The sequence below is a fragment of the Pseudodesulfovibrio portus genome, from assembly GCF_026000375.1.
Taxonomy (GTDB): Bacteria; Desulfobacterota; Desulfovibrionia; order Desulfovibrionales; family Desulfovibrionaceae; genus Pseudodesulfovibrio; species Pseudodesulfovibrio portus.
On the sequence record NZ_AP026708.1, the window covers coordinates 1,126,828 to 1,141,396 of the forward strand.

14 protein-coding genes are annotated in these 14,569 nt (G+C 63.8%); 13 read left to right on the plus strand and 1 reads right to left on the minus strand.

Annotated elements, in window-relative coordinates; genetic code table 11:
- Positions 1–41: 41 nt before the first annotated feature.
- Positions 42–1,094: a magnesium/cobalt transporter CorA gene (gene corA / locus OO730_RS05385; protein WP_264983559.1), complete on the minus strand. Its 1,053-nt coding sequence runs from the start codon at positions 1,092–1,094 to the stop codon at positions 42–44.
- Positions 1,095–1,196: 102 nt separating this feature from the next.
- On the opposite strand from corA, the gene OO730_RS05390 reads away from it, so the two are divergent.
- From OO730_RS05390 to OO730_RS05450, 13 genes are all read left to right on the plus strand, one after another.
- A complete protein-coding gene (locus tag OO730_RS05390; RefSeq protein WP_264983560.1) occupies positions 1,197–2,024 on the plus strand; it encodes a mechanosensitive ion channel family protein in 828 nt (275 codons plus the stop codon).
- A gap of 324 nt (positions 2,025–2,348) precedes the next feature.
- The gene (locus OO730_RS05395) at positions 2,349–3,608 is read left to right on the plus strand and encodes a [FeFe] hydrogenase, group A (protein ID WP_264983561.1); all 1,260 of its coding nucleotides are present in this window, start codon (positions 2,349–2,351) and stop codon (positions 3,606–3,608) included.
- Between the two features lie 14 nt (positions 3,609–3,622).
- The gene (locus OO730_RS05400) at positions 3,623–3,955 is read left to right on the plus strand and encodes an iron hydrogenase small subunit (RefSeq protein ID WP_264983562.1); all 333 of its coding nucleotides are present in this window, start codon (positions 3,623–3,625) and stop codon (positions 3,953–3,955) included.
- A 400-nt stretch (positions 3,956–4,355) separates the two neighbouring features.
- Entirely contained in the window at positions 4,356–4,598 is a 243-nt protein-coding gene (locus OO730_RS05405; RefSeq protein WP_264983563.1) for a TM1266 family iron-only hydrogenase system putative regulator, read from the plus strand.
- A 16-nt stretch (positions 4,599–4,614) separates the two neighbouring features.
- The gene (hydG, locus tag OO730_RS05410) at positions 4,615–6,039 is read left to right on the plus strand and encodes a [FeFe] hydrogenase H-cluster radical SAM maturase HydG (protein WP_264983564.1); all 1,425 of its coding nucleotides are present in this window, start codon (positions 4,615–4,617) and stop codon (positions 6,037–6,039) included.
- A 17-nt stretch (positions 6,040–6,056) separates the two neighbouring features.
- Positions 6,057–7,496, plus strand: coding sequence for an aspartate ammonia-lyase (locus OO730_RS05415; RefSeq protein ID WP_264983565.1), 1,440 nt, complete (start codon positions 6,057–6,059; stop codon positions 7,494–7,496).
- On the plus strand, positions 7,493–8,125 hold the full coding sequence (locus OO730_RS05420; RefSeq protein ID WP_264983566.1) for a hypothetical protein: 633 nt from the start codon (positions 7,493–7,495) through the stop codon (positions 8,123–8,125). The genes OO730_RS05415 and OO730_RS05420 overlap by 4 nt, the downstream gene beginning before the upstream one ends.
- Positions 8,122–9,120: a [FeFe] hydrogenase H-cluster radical SAM maturase HydE gene (gene hydE / locus OO730_RS05425; protein WP_264983567.1), complete on the plus strand. Its 999-nt coding sequence runs from the start codon at positions 8,122–8,124 to the stop codon at positions 9,118–9,120. The genes OO730_RS05420 and hydE overlap by 4 nt, the downstream gene beginning before the upstream one ends.
- Entirely contained in the window at positions 9,110–10,321 is a 1,212-nt protein-coding gene (hydF, locus tag OO730_RS05430; protein ID WP_264983568.1) for a [FeFe] hydrogenase H-cluster maturation GTPase HydF, read from the plus strand. The genes hydE and hydF overlap by 11 nt, the downstream gene beginning before the upstream one ends.
- 20 nt (positions 10,322–10,341) lie before the next feature.
- Positions 10,342–10,716 carry a hypothetical protein gene (locus tag OO730_RS05435; RefSeq protein WP_264983569.1) on the plus strand — a complete coding sequence of 125 codons (375 nt, stop codon included), beginning with the start codon at positions 10,342–10,344 and terminating at the stop codon, positions 10,714–10,716.
- 318 nt (positions 10,717–11,034) lie between these two features.
- On the plus strand, positions 11,035–12,636 hold the full coding sequence (locus tag OO730_RS05440; RefSeq protein WP_264983570.1) for an ABC transporter substrate-binding protein: 1,602 nt from the start codon (positions 11,035–11,037) through the stop codon (positions 12,634–12,636).
- Positions 12,637–12,690: 54 nt separating this feature from the next.
- Positions 12,691–13,686: an ABC transporter permease gene (locus tag OO730_RS05445; protein WP_264983571.1), complete on the plus strand. Its 996-nt coding sequence runs from the start codon at positions 12,691–12,693 to the stop codon at positions 13,684–13,686.
- Positions 13,683–14,567 carry an ABC transporter permease gene (locus OO730_RS05450; protein WP_264983572.1) on the plus strand — a complete coding sequence of 295 codons (885 nt, stop codon included), beginning with the start codon at positions 13,683–13,685 and terminating at the stop codon, positions 14,565–14,567. The genes OO730_RS05445 and OO730_RS05450 overlap by 4 nt, the downstream gene beginning before the upstream one ends.
- Positions 14,568–14,569 lie beyond the last annotated feature (2 nt).

Below are 14,569 nucleotides of genomic sequence, written 5' to 3' on the forward strand. Positions count from 1 at the left end.
AACCAAGTCGCCCCAAACCTTCAACAGGTCGGCCCGGTCGGTCAGAGCATCTTCTTCCGGTAAAAATAGAAGAACATGCCCACACCGACCACGCCCATGACGGCCATGACTATATAATAGCCGTAATACCATTCCAGTTCCGGCATATACTTGAAGTTCATGCCGTACACCCCGACAATGAAGGTCAGCGGGATGAATATGGTGGCGATGACGGTCAGGAGCTGCATGACCTTGTTGGTTCTGATGCCGATGAGTGAGATCTGATAGTCGATCATGGACTTGAGGATGTCGTGCAGTGCCGTGGCCCCTTCCAGGGTCTGCTCGTGGTGGCCGACCACGTCCACGAGGAAAGGATGGACCTGCTCCGATATCTCGGTGTCGTCCCGGAGCAGGGACTTGAATATTTCCCGGATGGGCACCAGGGTGTTGCGCAGCAGGATGGTCTCTCGTTTCAATTCATAGAGTTCGCCCAGCATGTCGTCGGAAATCCCGCTGCTCAACCTGCCTTCGAGTGCCTGGGCCGCCTCGCCGAACCGGGCCAAGGCCAGCATATGCTGGTCCACCAGGGCGTCGAGGATGGCCACCATCAGGTATGACGAGTCGGAGTTACGGATGCGCCCCTTTCCCTTGTGGATGCGGGCCAGGATGCCGTCCAGCAGGTCGCTCTCCCGTTCCAGGAACGCCACCACCAGATTGTCCCGCCAGAACAGGCTGACCTGCTCGGACTTGAGCAGGCCGTCCGCGACCATCATGTGCTTCATGACGATGAATCCGGTGTCGTCGTCCGCCCAGACAAAATGCGGTCGCTGCCCGGTGTTGAGCACGTCCTCCAGGAAAAGGGGCGGGATGGAGAGCTTCGCGCCGATGCCCTTGACCATGTCCGGCTGATGGATGCCGGTGGCGATGAGAAAATTGATGCAATCCGGCTCGAAGACAATGCCGTCCGCAGAGAGCACGCACTCCTCCGTGACCTTGTCCGACCTGTAGGAATACGTCGTCACGGACGGGGTGAAATCGCGTTTCTCCCCGGCATAGACGAGAGTTCCCGGGGCCGCATCCAACTTGACGCTGTTCCACTTGAGAAAATCAAACACTGTCCCCTCCTCGGTCAGCGGGATTGGTCGTGGCTTTTCATTGCAACCTTTCATACAACGGTGATAGGAACGGTGTCCACTGATTACACAACGGAGAAACCCATGCAGGAATTCCTGAACAACCCATACGTGGTCAAGGCGCTGCTGAGCCTGGCCCTGACCCTGGCCATCCTGATCCTGGCCAGGATCGCGGTGTCCGTAGCCACGCACAAGGGGCGGCAGGCCACTGAAGCTCCGTTCATCATCAAATACACTGCCCTGTTCCTGATCGCCATGTCCCTGGTGGTCATCTGGCTGGACGGCATCACCCCCATCCTCACGGCGCTGACCATCGTGGCGGCTGCGCTGACCATCGTTTCCAAGGAGCTGATCCTCAACTTTCTCGGCTCGTTCGTGATCTTCTGGCGGGAGGTCTTCGCCATCGGTGACCGGGTGGAAATCGGCGATTTTTCCGGCGACGTCATCGACAAGGGCATCCTCTACTTCACCCTGCTGGAAACCGGCAGGACCGACTCCACCAACCACTCCACGGGGCGGCTCATCAAGGTCCCCAACGCACTGACCCTGACCCTGCCGGTGGTCAACTCCACCCGGGGGGCGGGATACGTATGGACGGAGCTGCGCATCGTCCTCACCCCGGAAAGCGATTGGGAAAAGGCCAGGGAACGGCTCCTCGACCTGATCAATGCCTATTACGTATCCGAAAAAATCGATCTGGAACGGGTAAAGCGGGTGTTCGAGAAACGGAGCATCTTCTTCAACAGGCTGACACCCAGGGGCTATGTGGACCTGGCCTCCGGCGGCGTGCGCATCACCCTGCGCTATCTGTGCCGCTCCCGCATGACCAGGGAGAGCCGGGACTTCATCCTGACCCGGTTCCTGCCCGAACTGGGCTCGCTCAACGTCAGGCTGGCGGACGAGCAATCCTGACCGCCGCCCCGCCTGCCCGAATCCGGACCGGCGAATCCCCCTGAGGATCCTTCCGATTCCTCCCATTCCAGGCCGAAAAGGCCGACCCCGACCGATTGTGAAAACAACCGCGCCAAGACGTTCTGACACCTTGACATGGATATCCTTTTTAAAATAGTACCTCTATTGTGTTATTAATTTCATATTTGTGCTAACGGCTCCGATTCTTTCCCGACAGGTCCCGTTAGCCGAGGAGGGTATCCCATGTCAGGATGCACACCCAAGTCAGCTCCGGCAGTTGCGCCGGTGGACTTGTCTTCAATCCACCCCAACAAGGAGGGAACGATGAAAAAGATTGAAGGCGTGATGGCTCAAACCAACGCCCCCAAGGGCATCGACCCGGACGGAATTTTCTTTGTCCAGGTCGATCCCACCAAATGCGAGGCATGCGGCACGTGTGAAGAGGTCTGTGCCACAGGCGCGATCCAGGCCATCAACGAAGACGGCATTCGTGCGGTCGTGGACCCGGCGGCCTGCATGAACTGCGGCCAGTGCCTGACCAACTGTCCCTACAGCGCCATCTACGAAGGCGTGTCCTTTGTGGACGAGATCTTCGAAAAGCTGCAGGACCCGGACACCGTGGTCGTGTCCATGCCCGCCCCCGCCGTCCGGTACGGCCTGGGCGAAAGCTTCGGCGCGCCCACCGGCACCTATGTCGGCGGCCAGATGCACGCGGCCCTGCGCAAGCTCGGCTTCGACTACATCTGGGACAACGAGTTCACCGCCGACGTGACCATCATGGAAGAAGGCACCGAACTCATCCAGCGGGTCAAGGAACAGGGCAAGAAGGGCGCCCGCCCCCTGCCCCAGTTCACGTCCTGCTGCCCGGGCTGGGTCAAGTTCACCGAGACCTTCTACCCGGACCTGCTGCCGAACCTGTCGAGCTGCAAGTCTCCCATCGGCATGCTCGGCCCCCTGTCCAAGACCTACGGAGCGCACGAGACCCATACCCCGGCCAAGAAGATCTACACGGTCTCCATCATGCCGTGCATCGCCAAGAAGTACGAAGGGCTGCGCCCGGAGTTGGCGGACAGCGGCTTCCGCGACATCGACGCCACCATCAATACCCGCGAGCTGGCCTACATGATCAAGACTGCGGGCATCGACTTCAACTCGCTGCCCTCGCAGAAACCCGACCCGATCCTGGGCGACTCCACCGGCGCGGCCACCATCTTCGGCAACTCCGGCGGCGTCATGGAAGCGGCCCTGCGCCTGGCCTACGAGGTCCTGTCCGGACAGACCCTCAAGAACCCGGACATCAAGGTCGTGCGCACCCACGAAGGCATCAACACCGCCGATGTCGCGGTGCCCGGCTTCGGCACGGTCAAGGTGGCCGTGGCCAGCGGCCTGGCAAACGCCGCCAAGCTCTGCGACGAAGTCAGGGCCGGGAAATCCCCGTACCACTTCATCGAGATCATGAGCTGCCCCGGCGGTTGCGTTAACGGCGGCGGCCAGCCCATCGACCCCGAGGTCACGGCTTCCCTGTTCCGCAGCACTGTGGCCAAGATCAACAAGCGTTTCCGGGCACGCCGGGTCAGCGCATAAGGAGGATAGCAACCATGAAAATGAACAGACGCGGTTTCATCAAGGCCTGCGGCTTCATGGCCGGATATGCCGTTCTCGGCGTCAACCTGACCAAGGAAGCGGTCGCAAGCTCCATGAACTTCGTTGGCCTGCGCCAGAAGTCCGTGTACGACGCCGACGCCAAGATCTACAAGGTCAGGAAGTCCCAGGACAACCCCATGATCGCCAAGATCTACGACCACAAGGACGGCTTCCTGCATGAAGGTCCCTGCGGCCACATGTCCCACCACCTGCTGCACACCCACTACGTGGACCGCAGCGCGCGGTTGGCTGCACTCAAGGCCAAGGGCTTCAAGTTCAACCTCTAAGACCTGACAGCTTCGACCTGCGGCGAGGACATTTCTGATCCTAGGGCCGAAAGCTTTTCCCTCCTTCCCCGTTTCACTCTGCAAGACACCCCGCGCGCTCCGCGCTGCTCTCTCTGTTTCGTAATACTTTTTTTAAAAAGTTATGCGTTCAGTATAATTTTTTCTTGATTAGTAATATTTTTTCTCGTAAGAATTTCCCCGGAACACCTCCATTCGGAGAAATTCTGCCTGCGGGAAGGGTTCGCCTGAACCACAGGGTGGAGCCAACTGGCCCTGCCCGTTTCCGCGGCCGGGAGAACCGTCCAGAAGCTCCGCCCATATTCCCTCGAAGCAGAAGGCCCGGGAGTGCTAAACCGGGCTCTTCTCTTTACGGAGCAAGCCACCAACAGGAGGATACGTGATGCAGAAGCGACTCGGTATCGTCGGCATCATCATCAAGGACAGGCAAAAGGCGGCCGCGACCGTCAACACCATCCTGAGCGATTATGGGGACATCATCGTCGGGCGCATGGGCCTGCCCTTCAGGGACAGGGGCGTGAGCATAATCGACCTGATCATCGAAGCCACCACCGACGAGGTGGGGGCGCTGACCGGCAAGCTGGGCAATCTGGACGGCGTTCGGGTCAAATCACTTCTGGTGTGAACCAGGGAGGCAACCAATGAAACAGGACAACACGCTGGGCCAAGGCCTGCACAATTTCGTGGACGAGGCGACCATCCGGGAGGAAATGGCCCGGTTCGAGAATCCGGACCCGGGACGTATCAGGGAAATTCTGGCCAAGGCCCGCGAGAAACAGGGACTGGACCCGGATGAGGCCGCCGCCCTGCTGCGAAACAAGGACAGGGACCTGGACGAGGCCATCTTCGAGACCGCCATCACCATCAAGAAAGCCATCTACGGCAACCGCATCGTGGTCTTCGCACCGCTGTACATCACCAACGAATGCAAGAACCGCTGCCAGTACTGCGGGTTCAAGGCCTCCAACAAGGAATTGGACCGGCGCACCCTGAGCTCAGAGGAGATCAGGGCCGAAGTCACCGTGCTCGAGGACCTCGGGCACAAGCGGCTGCTCCTCGTCTACGGAGAGCACCCCACGCTGGGCGCGGACTGGATCGCCCAGACCGTGCGGGACGTCTACGCCGTGACCTCGGCCAAGAGCGGCGAAATCCGCCGGGTCAACATCAACTGCGCGCCCCTTGACGTGGACGGCTTCAAACAGCTTCACGAGGTGGGCATCGGCACCTACCAGTGCTTCCAGGAATCCTACCACCGGCCCACCTACGAGAAGCTGCACCACGCCGGGCCCAAGACCAACTTCCTGTGGCGGCTGCACGCCATGCACCGGGCGCAGGAAGCGGGCATCGACGACGTGGGCATGGGCGCGCTCTTCGGCCTGTACGACCCGGTCTACGAGGTGCTCGGGCTGCTCCACCATGCCCGCCAGCTCGAACGCGACTGGGGCGTGGGACCGCACACCATCTCCTTCCCCCGGCTCGAACCCGCCCTGAACTCGGACATCGCCTACAATCCGCCCTATCCGACCACGAACCACGAATTCAAGAAGATCGTGTCCGTGCTCCGGCTGGCCGTGCCCTACACGGGGCTCATCCTGACCACGCGGGAAACCGCCGAGTTCCGCAGGGAACTGATGGAGCTCGGGGTATCCCAGATCTCGGGCGGCTCCCGCACCTATCCCGGCGCGTATTCCGACCCGGAATACGACCGCCCGGACGTGCAGCAGTTCTGCGTCGGCGACAGCCGCAGCCTGGACGAGGTCATCCGGTCCGTGGCCGGGGATCACGGCTACGTGCCGTCCTGGTGTACGGCGTGCTACCGGCTGGGCCGCACCGGCGAGCACTTCATGGAACTGGCCAAGACCGGATTCATCCAGAAATTCTGCCTGCCCAACGGGCTGCTGACCTTCAAGGAATACCTGGAGGACTACGCCTCGGAAGAGACCAAACGGATCGGCGAGGCCCTCATCAAGAACGAAGTGGACAACTACCCCGACCCCGACCGGAAAAAGCTGTTGACCGAACGCCTGGTCCGGATGGAGGCGGGAGAGCGGGACCTGTACCTGTAACCTTAGCCGGACGAACCATGCGGAACCAGGAACCGGAACGACTGCGGACCGAACGTGACGGGATCGGCGAAATCGATCTGCCTGCGGATGCCTACTACGGCATCCACACCTCGCGGGCAGTGCGCAACTTCCCCTTCTCCGGATATCGGCTGCACCCGGCCTTCATCCGCGCCTTCGCACAAGTGAAACAGGCCTGCGCAAAGACCAACGCGCTCCTCGGGCATCTGTCCGGGGAGCGCGGACAGGCGATCATGGACGCCTGCGCCGAAATCGCGGGCGGCGCGTTCCACGACCAGATCGTGGTGGACCCCTTCCAGGGCGGGGCCGGGACCTCCACCAACATGAACTTCAACGAGGTCATCGCGGCGCGGGCAGCCGAACGGCTCGGCGGAGACAGGGGCGACCGCGAACTGGTCAACCCCCTGCGCCACGTCAACATGCACCAGTCCACCAACGACGTGTTTCCCACGGCCCTCCGGGTGGCGGCCACCGACCTGCTCATGGAACTGGAAAGGGCCGTGGCCTCGCTCCAGGAATCCCTCCAGCGCAAGGAGACCGAGTTCCGCGACGTGGTCAAGGTGGGGCGCACGGAACTGACCGACGCCGTGCCCATGACCCTGGGCATGAGTTTCGGGGCCTTTGCCGAGGCCGTTTCCCGCGATCGCTGGCGCATCTTCAAGTGCCGGGAACGCATAAAGCGGGTCAACCTCGGCGGCACGGCCATCGGCACCGGTCTGGGCGCGCCGCGAGACTATGTGCTGGCCGTGGCCGGGAACCTGGCCGCCATCACCGGGCTGCCCGTGTCCCGGGCCGAGAACCTGTTGGACGCCACCCAGAACGCGGACGTCTTCGTGGAGGTCTCGGGCATGCTCAAGGCGTGCGCGGCCAACCTGCTCAAGATCGGTTCGGACCTCCGGCTGCTGTCCAGCGGCCCGGCCGCCGGGCTGGGCGAGATCACCCTGCCGCCGATCCAGGCCGGGTCCTCGATCATGGCCGGAAAGGTCAACCCGGTCATGCCCGAAGCGGTCACCCAGGCCGCCCTGCGGGTCATGGGCAACGATCAGACCATCGCCCTGGCCGCCGGGCTGGGGCAGCTGGAGCTCAACCACCTGCTGCCGCTCATCACCCACTCCCTGCTCGAGTCCATGACCCTGCTGACCGCCTCCTGCCTCGGCCTGGCGGACAACTGCGTGCGCGGCATCGAAGCCCGGCCCGACCGCTGCCGGGCCCATGTGGAACAAAGCGCGGCCCTGGCAACGGTGCTGGTGCCCGTACTCGGCTACGACGCGGTGGAAAAGCTGGTGGCCGACGCGCGGCGCAACGGGACCCCCATCCCGGCCCATATGGTGGAAGCGGGCGTGGCCCCGGCAGACACCGTGGAACGCCTTTTTTCGCCCCGTCAATTATGCAAGCTGGGCTTCACGCCCGGAGAGTACGAAGAGGTGAACACGCCATGAAGATCGTCACCACCATCGACCGGCTGGACACGCCGTCCCTGTTCGCCCGGAGCCGCCGCAGGATCATCCTGCACGCGGCGGTGTACGGCGCGTTCGCCCGATCCCGGCCGCACAGGGAAGGGCTTGAGACCGCCCTGGAAAAGCCCGAATTCGAACGGCTGGACATCATCGTCCTCGAACCGGGCAACGACCAGGGCTGGGTGCGTCCCTTCCTGGACGCCCTGCGCTTCGGCATCTCGCCCCAGGCGGCGGACGACGAGGTGGCCCTGTCCCACCGGTTCATGACCGAGCTGGCCCACCGCTTCCCGGACAAGGTGTACCTGCACCCGGCCAGGCGGCTGCCCTGCCTGCCCGTGGTCATCGCGGACGACACCATCATTTTCGGCCAGTACGCCCACGCCAACGTGCACGCGCCCCAGGGATTCTGGGGCATGATCCGGGCGGACGTGCCCACCCTGCTCAAATGGACCATGGCCGGCAAGCCTCCATACCACGCCGACGACGAGGAGATTGCCGCCTTCCGTCTGGTCAACGAGTGCGCCAGGGCCATGTGCCGGTGCCGCGCTTTGTCGACCGTTCCCGCCCGACAACTCGAACACCGGGACACCCCGGCCACCACCACGCCATGAACACGCACGACATCCTCGAATACCTGAACGGCAGCGACGACGCCGGTCTGTTCGCCGAAGCCCACGCCACCCGGCAGCGGGTCTTCGGCAACGACGTCTACATCCGGGCCATCGTCGAATTCTCCAACGTCTGCGACAAGCACTGCCGCTACTGCGGGCTGCGCGCCGACAACAAGAACCTCACGCGGTACCGCATGCAGGCCGAACACATTCTCGACGCCGCGGCCCGGGCCGTGGCCGAAGGGGCCGGGACCGTGGTCCTGCAGTCCGGCGACGACACCGGTTTTTCCATGGAACTGATCGGCGAGCTGATACGGACCATCAAGCGGTGCCACGACGTGGCCGTGACCCTGTCGCTGGGAGACCGGGGCATCGACGAATACGCCTTCTGGCGCGCCTGCGGCGCGGACCGCTGCCTGCTCAAGCTGGAGACCACGGACCGCAACCTCTACAAACGGCTGCGACAGGGCGAGGATTTCAGCGCCCGGCTCCACCGGCTGGAGGGCCTGCGCAACCTCGGCTTCGAGGTGGGGTCCGGGGTCATCGCCGGGCTGCCCGGCACCACCCCCATGGACGCGCTCAAGGACATCCTCTTTCTCACGGACCTCGGCCTGGACATGATCGCGGTGGGGCCGTTCGTGCCCAATTCCGACACCCCTCTTGCGGGCTGCGCGCCGGGCTCGGCGCGGCTCTCCAACCGCATGACCGCCATCCTGCGCCTCCTCAACCCCGAGGCGAACATCCCGGCCACCTCGGCCCTGGACGCCCTGCGCCCTGAGAGCCGGGCCGAGGCCCTGCGCCGGGGATGCAACGTGCTCATGCCGTCCATGACCCCGGCGGACATCCGGGGGAACTACATCATCTATCCGGGCAAGAACGCGGACCCGCTGGACGGCCCTCCGACCCTTGACCGGGCCAGGCGGGCCATCGAGGGCTCGGGCTTCGCCGTGTCCTCGGCCAAGGGGTTCTCCCCGAGGAGGAATCATGTCGAATAAGGCGCCGCGCGGGGTTCGGCTGGTCATCGCCCTGGCGGGCAGGCGCAATGCGGGCAAGTCTTCCCTGATAAACGCCCTGACGGGCCAGGACACGGCCATCGTGTCCGACACGCCGGGCACCACCACGGACCCCGTGGCCAAGCACTACGAGCTGCTGCCGCTGGGGCCGGTGACCTTCTACGACACCGCCGGGCTGGACGATACGGGCGAACTGGGCGAACTGCGCGTCAAGGCCACCCGCAAGGTTCTCTACCGCTGCGACGTGGCCGTGGTCGTCCTGGGCGAGGAAGGGCTCACCGAATACGAACACGACCTGCTGGAAGCCATCCGGGAGATGAACGTCCCGCACATCATCGCCTGGAACAAGGCGGACCTGCGCACGGGCATCATGGACGGGACGGCCATTCTGCCCGGCGGCGAGGCCGTTCCCCTGGTCCACGTCTCCGCCGTGTGCAACACCGGCGTGGACCGTCTGAAGCAGATGATCATCGACAGCGCGCCGCCGGAATACCGGCAGGAGCGGCTGATCCTCGGCGACATGATCAGCGGAGGAGACCTGGTGCTCTGCGTGGTGCCCATCGACCTGGCCGCGCCCAAGGGCCGCCTGATCCTGCCCCAGGTGCAGGTGCTGCGCGAAATTCTGGACTGTGACGCCGTCGGGGTCACGGTCAAGGAACGGGAAATCCAGGCCGCGCTGGACGGGTTCAGGGAAAAGCCCGCGTTGGTCGTCACGGACTCGCAGGTGGTCATGAGCGTGGCCGGGGACGTGCCCGACGACATCCCCATGACCACCTTCTCCACCCTGTTCGCCCGCTACAAGGGCGACCTGGACAGCCTGGTCAGGGGGGCCTCGGCCATCGACGACCTCAAAGACGGCGACACCGTGCTCATCGGCGAGGCGTGCTCGCACCACAACGTTGCCGACGACATCGGCAGGGTCAAGATTCCGCGCTGGATGGGACAGTATACGGGCAGGGACCTGCGTTTCGAGGTCTATTCTGGGCACGACTTCCCCGAGGACCTGGAACGGTTCAGCCTGGTGGTCCACTGCGGGGCGTGCATGCTGAACCGCACGGAGATGCTCCGGCGGATAACGGAATGCGGCCGCCGGGAGGTCCCGGTGACCAACTACGGGGTGTGCATCTCCAAGCTCCAGGGGCTGCTCCCCCGCGTGCTCCGTCCCCTGGGCGTCGTGCCGTGATGGGGCGACCGGTGCCGGCTATGGTTCCGACACCAGCCGCAGGGCGTTCATCAACCGTGATTGTGGTCGTGCCCTTCGCCGCCATGCCCGTGGCCGTGGTCCACGTCATGGCTGTGGGCCCCGTGATCGTGCTCGTGCTCGCCGTCCACGCCGTGCTCGTGCCCGTGACTGTGGGTATGGCTGTGCACGTGGCAGTGCTCATGGGAGTGGGTGGTGCCGTCCGCGTGGGTGTGCTCATGCACGTGGGCATGCTGGTGCTCGTGCTCATGGCCATGGATGTCCTGGCCGCCGTGGGCATGCTGATGGGCCACCCGGTCCTTGTCGAGATTGCAGCCGCAGTTCTTGCACATATCCGTCTCCTGTCGCTTGACTGTTTGCCTTCCCTCTGCCTGTAATCATAATCCGTTTTCCAAGCCGATCAAGCCCCGCAAGAAAATAAATCCTGTACACACGGCGGGATACACAAGACCGATTGGTGCCATCCCTTGCCACGCAAACGAAGATCGTCTGCACGAGGGGCGATCCCGCGCCCAGCGATATACCCTTTCGCCCCACCGAACCCATGCGACACCCCCTCTCAGGCTGCCCACCCAGTCCGCCCGCCTTGTCTAGTCTGACTGTTTTTGATTTAGGTCGCTTTTATTGACACGATTTTTATATTAATGTTATTTAGCGCAATCTTTTTTAAAACCCGTATACGAAGTGAGGAGTTCATGCGCGTTTTCAAAACAATCCCCGCAGGGAGGCTGGCGCTGGCCCTGGCGGTCGGCCTGATGCTGCTGTGCACCATGGCCGTGTCCCCGGTCCTGGCCAAGGACACGCTCACCCTGGCCATTCAGGGCGAGCCCGAAGACGGATACGACCCGACCCTGGGCTGGGGCCGTTACGGCAGCCCCCTGTTCCAGTCCACCCTGCTCAGGCGGGACGAAAACCTGAACATCGTCAAGGACCTCGCCACACGGTACGCACTTTCACAAGACGGCCTCACCTGGACCGTGACCATCCGCGAGGACGCCAGGTTCTCCGACGGCACCCCGTTGACCGCCGAGGACGTGGCCTACACCTTCAACACCGCGGCCAAGGTGGGCGGCAAGGTCGATCTGATGAAAATGGACCGGGCCGAGGCCACCGGCAAATACGAAATCGAATTCCGGCTCACGTCGCGCGACTCGACGTTCGTCAACCGGTTCATCAGCCTCGGGATCGTTCCCAAGGCCGCGCACGGGCAGGACTATGCCCGCAAGCCCGTCGGGTCCGGCCCCTACATGATGGTGGAATGGAACGAGGGCCAGCAGATGATCGCCCAAGCGAATCCCCACTATTACGGCGACAAGCCCTTTTTCAAGCGCCTCGTCTTCCTGTTCACCGACGAGGACACCTCCTTTGCCGCCGCCCGGGCGGGCAAGGTCGATGTGGTCGTGGTGCCGCAGGCCCTGGCCGTGCAGACCATTCCCGGCATGAAGCTGCACCCCGTCAGGAGCGTGGACAACCGGGGCCTGATGTTCCCCACCGTCCCGGACAAGGGTGAAAAGACGGCTGACGGCCTGCCCATAGGCAACAACGTCACCACCGACCCGGCCATCCGCAAGGCCATCAACGTGGCCATCGACAGGAAGCTCCTGGTCGCAGGCGTGCTCGAAGGCTTCGGCCGTCCGGCTTACGGCCCCTGCGACGGGCTGCCGTGGGACAATCCCGCCAACGTCATCGCCGACGCCGACACCGAGTCCGCCCGCAAGATCCTTGCCGACGGCGGCTGGAAGGATTCCGACGGGGACGGCATCGTCGAGAAAGACGGCCTGAAGGCCGAATTCACCATCATCTACCCGGCCACCCGCTCCATCCGCCAGTACCTGGCCCTGGCCTGCGCCGACATGCTCAAGAACATCGGCATCAACGCCCTGGTGGAAGGCAAGCGCAGTTGGGATGAAATCAGGCAGCTCAAACACTCACGGGTCGTCGTCTTCGGCTGGGGCAGCCACGATCCCATCGAGGTCTACCACCTCTACAGCAGCCACCAGGCAGGGGAAGGATACAACAACGCGGGCTTCTACACGAACCCGAAGGTGGACGAATACCTGGACGCAGCCCTCGCCGCAGACAGCTACGAAGCGTCGCTCGAATTCTGGAAAAAGGCGCAATGGGACGGGAAGACCGGTTTCAACGCCAGGGGCGACGCTCCCTGGGCGTGGCTGGTCAATCTCGATCACACCTACTTCATCGACGAGCACCTGGATGTCGGCGTCTCGCAGGTCGAGCCCCACGGCCACGGCTGGCCCATCACGGCCAACATCCAGAAATGGACCTGGAAAGACTGATACCCATGCCCGGCGGCGAGGCTGACGCTCGCCGCCGGGCCGGGACAAGCAGATATGAACGTCATCTCCCCCTCCTTCTGCCTGGGCAAGGCCGGCCGACTGTTTCTCATCCTGTCGCTGGTCTCGATCCTGGCCTTTACCCTGGTTTCCCTGTCGCCCATCGACCCGGTCACTGCCTACATCGGCATCGACCGGATGCAGATCAGCGTTGAGCAGGAACAACGAATCATCGAGCGCTGGGGGTTGGAAAAGCCCGCGCCCGAACGCTTCTTCATCTGGCTCGGCAACGCGGTCCGGGGCGACCTGGGACAATCCATGATCTTCAACGAGCCCGTGACCACGGTCATCGGCAAACGGTTCGTGACCTCACTGTGGCTCATGGCCTCGGCCTGGCTGCTGTCGGGCGGTCTCGGCTTCGTCCTCGGGGTGGTGGCGGGCACCAACCGGGGCTCCCTGACCGACAGGATCATCCGCATCTACAGCTACACCCTGGCCTCGACACCGTCCTTCTGGATGGGGCTGGTGCTGCTGGCCGTGTTTTCCGTTTCCCTGGGGCTGACCCCCATCTGCTGCGCCACCCCGCCGGGGGTCTCGCCCGACGACGCCACCCTGTGGCAGCGCCTCCACCATCTGATCCTGCCCGCAGCCACCCTGTCGCTCATCGGCGTGGCCCAGATCGCCCTGCACACGCGCGAAAAGACCATCGACGCCATGAACAGCGAATACGCCCTGTTCGCCTTTGCCCAGGGCGAATCGCGGACGGGCGTGGCCTGGCGGCACGCGGTGCGCAACGTGGCCCTGCCCGCCGTCACCCTGCAGTTCGCCTCCCTGGGCGAGCTGTTCGGCGGTTCGGTGCTGGCCGAACAGGTCTTCTCCTACCCCGGCCTGGGCAAGGCCACGGTGGAGGCGGGCATCCGAGGCGACGTGCCGCTCCTGCTCGGAATCACCCTGTTCAGCGCCGTGTTCGTCTTTGCGGGCAATCTCATCGCGGACATCCTCTACGGGGTCCTCGACCCGCGCATCCGCATCGGCACGGAGGAAGCGAAATGACAACGGACACCTGCCGCCCCTCCCTGCCGGACCGGCTGCATCTCCTGGCCCACCGGCTGCGCCTCGGGGACGGCCGGGGCCGGGCCGTATGGGTCCTCTGCCTCTGCATGGCCTATTTCGCCACCCTGACCGCGACCGCCAACCTGATGGGAGACGCCGGACTGGCCACGGATTTCCTGCACAGAAAGCTGCCGCCGTGCCTGGAGTTCCCCTTCGGCACGGACTGGCTGGGCCGCGACATGTTCGTGCGCACGGTCAAGGGGCTCACCCGCAGCCTGGGCATCGGACTCCTGGCGGCCACGGTCAGTTCCGTGGTCTCGGTCGTGCTCGGCACCCTGTCCGCAACCATGGGCAGAAAGACCGACGCTGTGGTGACCACGCTCATCGACCTGATCATGGCCACCCCGCACCTGGTGCTGCTCATCCTGGTGTCCTTTGCCTGCGGCGGCGGGGCCACGGGCGTGATCATCGCCGTGGCCATATCCCACTGGACGCGGCTGGCGCGCATCATCCGGGCGGAAATCCTGCAACTCAAACAGGCCGAGTTCGTCATGGTCTCCCGCAGGCTGGGCCGGTCGCCCTGGTGGATCGCGCGAAAGCACATGCTGCCGCACATCGTTCCCCAGTTCACCATCGGCCTGATACTGCTCTTCCCGCACGCCATCCTCCACGCCGCCGGACTGACCTTCCTCGGGTTCGGGCTCTCCCCGCACAACCCGTCCATCGGCATCCTGTTGTCCGAAGCCATGCGCCACATCTCCACCGGCTACTGGTGGCTGGCCATCCTGCCCGGCCTGTCCCTGCTGGTGACGGTCAAGCTCTTCGACATCCTGGGCAACAGCCTCCGCGTCATAACAGACCCGAAAACCAGCCAGGAGTAGTC